General features: G+C 63.0%; 4 protein-coding genes and 1 tRNA gene. 3 read left to right on the top strand and 2 right to left on the bottom strand.

Annotated elements, in window-relative coordinates; genetic code table 11:
• A partial coding sequence (locus QM624_RS10410) for a Dyp-type peroxidase (protein WP_415091491.1) occupies positions 1 to 1,238 on the top strand: 1,238 nt, incomplete at its 5' end.
• Positions 1,239 to 1,394: 156 nt separating this feature from the next.
• Here QM624_RS10410 and QM624_RS10405 read toward each other — a convergent pair.
• Both QM624_RS10405 and QM624_RS10400 read right to left on the bottom strand, forming a co-directional pair.
• Entirely contained in the window at positions 1,395 to 2,738 is a 1,344-nt protein-coding gene (locus QM624_RS10405) for a DUF3100 domain-containing protein (protein WP_415091489.1), read from the bottom strand.
• Between the two features lie 41 nt (positions 2,739 to 2,779).
• Complete coding sequence (locus QM624_RS10400; RefSeq protein WP_415091487.1) at positions 2,780 to 4,027, bottom strand: M20 family metallopeptidase; 1,248 nt, start codon at positions 4,025 to 4,027, stop codon at positions 2,780 to 2,782.
• Between the two features lie 279 nt (positions 4,028 to 4,306).
• On the opposite strand from QM624_RS10400, the gene QM624_RS10395 reads away from it, so the two are divergent.
• Together QM624_RS10395 and QM624_RS10390 are read left to right on the top strand one after the other, a co-directional pair.
• A tRNA-Ile gene (locus QM624_RS10395) sits at positions 4,307 to 4,380 on the top strand.
• A 619-nt stretch (positions 4,381 to 4,999) separates the two neighbouring features.
• Positions 5,000 to 7,426 carry a hypothetical protein gene (locus QM624_RS10390; protein ID WP_415091485.1) on the top strand — a complete coding sequence of 809 codons (2,427 nt, stop codon included), beginning with the start codon at positions 5,000 to 5,002 and terminating at the stop codon, positions 7,424 to 7,426.
• The last annotated feature ends 30 nt before the right edge of the window (positions 7,427 to 7,456 follow it).

Below are 7,456 nucleotides of genomic sequence, written 5' to 3'. Positions count from 1 at the left end.
TTGCCGGCGGTGCCGCGGCCGCCGCCGGTGGGGCCGTCGTCGGCGCGGGTGCCACCGCCGCGTTCATGGGCGGCAACGCGCGTGCTGCCGGTGCGACGCCATCGGCGTCGGCGCCCGACGTCACCGATTCGGTCGATCTGACCCGCCGTGTGCCGTTCTACGACCAGCCGAATCAGGCCGGCATCCGGACGCCGCCGCAGCGGCACGCGGTGTTCATGACCTTCAACCTGAACCGGGGGGCGACCCGGCAGGACCTGCAGGTGCTGCTGGCCCGGTGGAGCGCGGCGATCGCACAACTCACCCAGGGCAAGGCGATCGGCACCATCGAACCCGAACGCCCGGACGCCGTCGCGACCGACACCGGTGAGGCGCACGGGCTGGCGCCGGCGTCCCTCACGGTCACCGTCGGGCTCGGCCCCGGTGTCTTCGACCAGCGATTCGACCTGGCGCACAAGCGGCCCGCGCTGCTCAAGGATCTGCCCCGGATTCCCGGTGACGTGCTGCAACCGGAGCTTTCCGGCGGCGATCTGTCCCTGCAGGCCTGTGCCGATGACCCGCAGGTGGCCTATCACGCCATCCGCAACCTGGCGCGGATGGTGACCACCACAGCACACACCCATTGGGTGGTGATGGGGTTCGGACGGGCCAGCGCCGGCCCCGGCCAGGAAACCCCGCGGAACCTGATGGGGTTCAAGGACGGCACCCGCAACGTGGTCAGCGACGCCGACTACGACCAGTTCGTCTGGTTGAAGGACGCCGACTGGATGACCGGCGGCACCTACCAGGTGGTCCGTAAGATCGCGATGACCATCGAAACCTGGGACTTCGACCGGATCTCGGACCAGCAGCAGATCTTCGGCCGCACCAAGGACGAGGGCGCCCCGCTCACCGGCGAGCGGGAGTTCGACACCCCCGATTTCGCGAAGCAGGTCGAGGGTGCCCATGTGATCGACCCGACCTCACACATCGCCCTGGCGGCACCCGAGAACAACAGCGGCGTGAAGATCCTGCGCCGCGGCTACAACTACACCGACGGCCTCAACAATCAGGGCCTGCTGGACGCCGGTCTGCTGTTCATCAGCTTTCAGAACAACCCGCAGCATTTCGTCGATCTGCAGAACAAGCTGGGTCGTTTCGATCTGCTGAACGAGTACATCCGACATATCGGTTCAGCGGTGTTCGCCATTCCTCCCGGTCCGGCAACCGGTAGTTACATCGGGAAAGCGCTGTTCGACTGAACCTCGGCGGAGATCCCGCCGTCCGCCGGGATGACGGGTGAGATGCCGTCCCCGAATTGCGGAGATCCCGGTGCCCGCCGGGGATGACGGGGCGAGATGCCGTCCCACGTCATCCCGGGCGTGCCCCGGGATCTCCGATCTGCATCGGAACTGCGCCTACCGGTGCAGGATGCCGAGCACCACCTGGGCGATCACCGTCGAGGCGAGGAAGGTGGCAGCGATCACCACGAAGCCCACCGGCAGAATCTTCCAGCCGATCTGCCGCAGCATCGGCAGATCCTTGCCGATGCTGAGACCGGCGACGGCGAGCATCAGGGTGATCACCGACAGGTAATCGACCGATTCGGCGGTGTGCAGAACCCAACTCGCGTAGGGGAACCATGGCGAGGTGATGTAGGTACCGATCAGGATCACCGTGATCAGCCCCGGCACCTTGCCCTTGGTCAGCTTCGAGAGCCAGATGGCAACACCGACCATCGCGGCGATCAGCGCGTAGGTGATCACCATGTCGAAGGAGAACCCCTTCTTCACGATGCTCGCCGTGACCAGTCCGGCCACCGTCAGGATCAGCAGGCTGGTCCCCGGGTTCAGGTTGACCTTGGGCGCGTCCAGCACGCTGGCGAGCGCGCTGAGCTTGCCGGTCGATTCCTTCTTGACAACCTCCTTCTGGTTGCGGGTCAGGAATTTGTAGAACCGGTCCGCCACCGGCAGCGAGATCCACAGCGTGAGCGGGACGCCCACGACCGCGGCGATCAGGTTGGCCGTGGTGGCGAGCGCCGCGATGGTGTCGGCGAACTCGGGGTGGGCCGCGCTCACCGAAGCGATACCGGCAGCCATCATCGAGCCCGAACCGACGCCGGAGCCCATCGCCAGCGCCTCCCAGCGGAAGATGCCGAGCGCGGAGATGATCGAGGCGACCAGGCTGACCACGATCGCGCCGAAGATGGAGCCGAACACGTACATCGACAGCACGCCCCGGTACTGCGGGGAGTCGGCCCCGAACCGTGACGTCACCATGGCGAAGGACGGCTCACGGTCGATCGAGAAGGTGGCGCCGACCGTGGCCGGCCCCATCCGCAGCAGCACCGCCAGCGGCAGTGCGAGCAGCAGCGAGCCGAACACGTTGCCCAGTTCCTGCAGCAGCAGCGCCGGTCCCGCCGCGAACAACGCCGGCAACTGCTGGCCCAGGGTCAGGCCCAGCCGGGCGCAGAGCACCAGGACGGCGACGCTCATGATGGCGTTCGCGGTGTGCTGCAGATCGATCGGCAGCGGCCGCCAGGTCTGCCCCGAGATGAGGACGCCCATCAACAGCGCCCAGATCATCGGCAGCAACATGATCGAGACGCTGCCGAGCGGAACCGTCAACGGCCCGATGAACTGTGCGATCGCCGAGAGCAGGACAATGAGCGCGAACAGCAGCCAGAGCCCTTTGTCTTTGAAGGAAATGTTGAAGACGCGCGACGGCGCCGGGACGTCCGTGGCTTCTGGTGTGGTGGACATGGAGACCTTTCGGTTCGGGGGTCGACGACCCCGACCAGTACTCAGGAGGAGAATTTGGCCTGCGTGGCGCCGGCGGGACGGGCCGCCTTACGCGCCTTGAAGTCCGCGCGCAGTTCCGGGGTGAGGGCGACATCGAGAATGGTGGCGGCCATGCTCACCGCGCCGTCCATCAGTGCCTCGTCGGCTGCAGGGCTCGCCGCGATCGCGGTGAACGCCGGATTGTGCGGCGGTGCGCCCGCGCCGCGGAAGGTGACCAGCGGATGGATGGCCGGCAGCACCTGGGACACGTTGCCCATGTCCGTCGACCCGCCGCCGAGCCGGACCTCGGTGTCGATCGTCCGTCCGCGAGCGGCGAAGTTGACGTCCCACAGGCCGGCGAGAACCTCGTCGCTGACCACCGGCGCGTACGGGTGCTCGGTCGGTGCCCACTCCCAGGTGCAGCCGGTCGCAACCGCACCCGCTTCGAAGCAGCGCAGCACCTTCTTCTTCATCTCGCGCCAGATCTCGAGGTCGTAGGCGCGCAACTCGACCTGGACGACGGTCCGGTCGGGAATGATGTTGGTCGCTTCACCACCGAGCGAGATGAACGCGTTCAGGTTGGTCTCCTTGGGCAGATGCTGGCGCAGCATCGCGAACGCGTTGAGCGCGAGCACCGCCGCGTTGGACGCGTTGATGCCCAACTCGGGAACCGCCGCGGCGTGCGCCGTCAGGCCGGTGTAGGTCACCTCGAAACGATCCACCGCGGTGGACGACATGCCACGTGCACTGTGGCTGTCGCCGGTCATGTCCGGTGTCGCGGTCATGCCGTGCACCATCATCGAGAAGTCGGCCTGCTCGAAAGCGCCGGCCTCCAGCAGCGAAACCTTGCCGCCGCCATGCTCTTCGGCCGGGGTGCCGAGCAGCACGACCCGCAGGCCCGCCTCGTCCGCCACCTTCGCCAGACCCAGCGCGGCGCCCACGCCGGAGGCACAGATCACGTTGTGTCCGCAGGCGTGTCCGACACCCGGCAAGGCGTCGTACTCGGCGCAGATGATCACCGTGAGATCGCCGTCGCCGTAGACGGCCTCGACGGCCGTTTCGACACCGTAGGCACCGAGCTCGACATCGAACCCTGCCTCACGCATCGTGTCGGCGACGAGTGCCGCTGCCTTGTACTCTTTCCACGACAGCTCCGGATTCGCGTGGATCGTGCGGCTGATGCTCAGCAGTTGGTCGCGCAACCCCTCGATCTCTTGCGTGGTCTGTTCCTTGACCGCCGTGAGGTCGGCCGCGCCTTGCAGTTGGGTCATGCCCTTGTTCTCCCTTGTCGTAGAGCTCTCGCCGCTCAACTGGGGCTCACCCTATTGCCGAAACGCTCAGCTTGAGAGGCAACTATCCAAATAGTTAACAGAGCTGTAAGACGATGTGAGATCTGTTTGCCCTTGCGCTGCGGCCGGGTTGTGCTGCTCGGGTCGGCGTCAGCATCGGCTTCGCCCGAAGTGGAGCAGCCGCTCCGATACACTTTGGGCCGGTCGAGGTGAAGCCCCAGGGTGAAGCCCGAGGCCGCCGGCGGCGATCACCCGCCGGTCGGGGCGGTAGCTCAGCTGGTTAGAGCAGGGGACTCATAATCCCTGGGTCGCGGGTTCGAGCCCCGCCCGCCCCACCTTGCGGTCAGACAACACATTCGGCCCCTGACGGACACCTCTCGGGCCCGTTTCCTGACACCCTTGCTACGGGGACCCTGCGACGGACGGCAGCGACATGTCTCGCAATCGCCGCCGTGCACGCGCGGCATCGAGCGAGACGAGCATTCGGCGCAGTCCGGCTGCATCCTTCGGGCCCAACACCAGCGCCGGTCACGCCGGAGCAACGGCTCATGTCGAGATAGGGCAGGTTCCACTCTCCGGGCCACACGTTGAAGTGGGCGGTGCGGGTCCTCCTCGTCACACCGCGCTGCATGTTCGGCCAGTTCGCCGGGCGGCAGCACCTCTACAGGTCCGCCCCCAGTCGTCGCAGACCAGGGCGAGTCGGAGTGCTGCTGCACCAATCACAACAGCTCCCACGGACTCTGAAATCTGCCAGGACTGGCGCATCCCTCAGCAATGACCAAGCCCTCGGTGGCCGCGAACGCCGTGAGTTCGGTTGACCCGCAAGCGCCTATCAAAGACATGTCGAAATCCGCTGGCACCGAACATCCAAAGGCTTCCCCAAGCTCTCGCAAGGTCGATAGCCTGCCTTGAGCACGACGCTGGCCCAGCCATGACGACTACTGGAGGTAAGAGATGGATCCGATCAGACTCACAAAGGAAGATCTTCTGGTCGCCCACCCCGACCCTGAATGGCGCCGGTCCTTCTACGAGTTCTCGAGGCTCACCGATTTCCTTTCTGGATGCATACTGAACGAAAAATTCAAGCTTCCTGATGAACTCGTTTCGAGGATCCACCTAACCGACTTCGGGAACAAGGTCATGCAGAAGCTCATCACCAAGAACGAAGTGCCGCCGAAAGAGGCACGGACCCTATGCCTCCTGAAGCTCCACCATATTGAACCACTCGTGGATGTTAAGCGCAGCAGGCCAGACGATCTCCGAGAGATCATCAACGACCAACTCCGGTCCCGCAGTATTCTGCTCCCGCTGATCTTCGGCCGTCAACTGTATGACCGGTACGCTTCATTATTCGAAGACGCCCAAGAGGTGCTGACCCACCGCGACACGCTACGCCTCCTCGAGGAAATGCCAATAGGAGTCTTCCAATCAGGAGTGTTCATCTCCGGCCCATATGGTCTCCTGCGTAGCCGTGAATCCCGATGGCTGGTGCCCAGCAGGTCGGTTGGCGCGTTCCACTGCAGTGACATCACCTGCCCCGCGGTTCATCGAGTACTACTCAGCACTGACCACTCAGCAAGCATCGTCGAACACGCTCCAACGATGGAGCGCGTGCTGGATCAGTTTGGAGCTGATCATTCAGATTGGCAGGGATTCATCGACAGCATCGATGAACTCGAGCGCCTGCGCTTCGACGATCAGAGCCAAGAGCCTATAGCACTCGCATTGAGCGACCTGCTAAGCGACGGCGAACTCCGCACACTCCTCGCCGACTTGCTGGACAACACATCTGGATGCATGCGCTCAGCTGTGCAAACTTTGGGGCTGGTCGGAAAAGCTCAAGATATTGTGACCGACCTCGACAGGCCGCGACTTACACAGATTCTTCTCCTCGCCTCGAATCAGGATCTCATCTCTAGAATTGACCACCTCATCGCCACCGGTCAGTCCGCCGTGAAGGACAAACCACCACACCTGGACGTTCACCGAGGGGAGATTCGACGACTGAAAACCAACCGTGCCATGACCTATGGTACCTTTGCGCTTTATCCCGAGCTATCTGCTCACGGCATTCGGTTCATGTCCTCCGACTTTTCTATCGGACCCCTGCGCCTGAAGCGCCTTGTCGAGGAGCTCTACCGCCTCGACGACCCTGCCGAAGTGGACGAGCTGCAATGGCAACTCCGGGACACGGAAGGCGACGATCCGCAGGAGCAGCTTGAGGAATACATCGGTTCCGCTACCCCCGAAGAGGTGATCCGGCACCTAGTTCTCGCGAGACGCACCAATCAGGTGCTTGCATCCGAGCGCTTGGGGATCGATTTTGACGGCGTATCTGACGATGACTTCGTAAACGCCACCTTATGGAAGCTAGGCTTTTACAGCGACGCGTTCGAAGACCGAAATCAGGGGTTTTGGGAACACCACAATCGACTCAAGCGATATGCACAGGTCGCAGGGATTGGGGCGCGTCTTGACGCCGTCGAACTGCGCGCGATTGCAGCAAATTACTTCATTGAGTTGGAAGGGGTGCTCGACGACAGTCTAGTTTTTACCACGTGGGCGCTAACCACCGATCACGTTTCCACCGAGCATCCATTTGCTTATGCTCCCAAGCTAACTCGGAGCGCCAGCCTCACGCGTTTGAATAGCTATGAGGCGCCGAGAGCGGCAGAACACGAGCGTATCGAGTTGACTGATTCGAATACTCTCTATCCGCTGATCCGTGGCTTCGGGACCCTCGCGGACCTCTTGGCCGATTCTCGCCTCAATGAGGCCCAGCATTTGCGCTCGAGAGCTGACTATCCCGGCTACAGCAAGTACACGAACCTTAAGTCCTTTCCCTTTCTGCATAACCTGCCGTTCCTTGACCTCCTTCCTAAAGCACAAGAGCGCCTCGTTGATACGTTGAAATATGTTCGCTCTACGCTCGAAGCAGCGAAAGTTCACTCAGTGCGCAACGACTATATGCACTACCGGGCCTCTATCCTTGACCTATCGAAACTTCACACGGCGCTAGAAGCTGTTGAGAGATCTGTGGCCCGACTGGAGGCCGACGGTCTATGTCGTTTAGCCTACGGGTTAGTAGGGCAGTCGGGCGACGCGTGGGACCGGCGCGTATTCACTCTCGAAAACTCCCGTGGCCGCCAGATTGCATTCGCTCGTCCATGCGCCTTTGATTGGAATCAAATGCCAAGCCTACGCCACCTTCAGTATGTCGTGCCAGCCGCAATATTTGCCCGCCCAAATGAAATGCTTCGGTTCACGAGGGTCTTCGAAACAGAGTACGCCGATTACTGGCAGGACTACCCGAAGCGGAGGCCGCGCCGGCAACCAATGGGAGCGGCCGTAACGAGTGCCCCCCAGGTGTCTTTGGCGTAATGTGCGGCTACGCAACGGATCCGCGGCAAC

It is taken from the genome of Micropruina sp., from assembly GCF_047606365.1.
Taxonomy (GTDB): domain Bacteria; phylum Actinomycetota; class Actinomycetes; order Propionibacteriales; family Propionibacteriaceae; genus Micropruina.
This window is presented reverse-complemented; position numbering and strand designations above follow the sequence as displayed.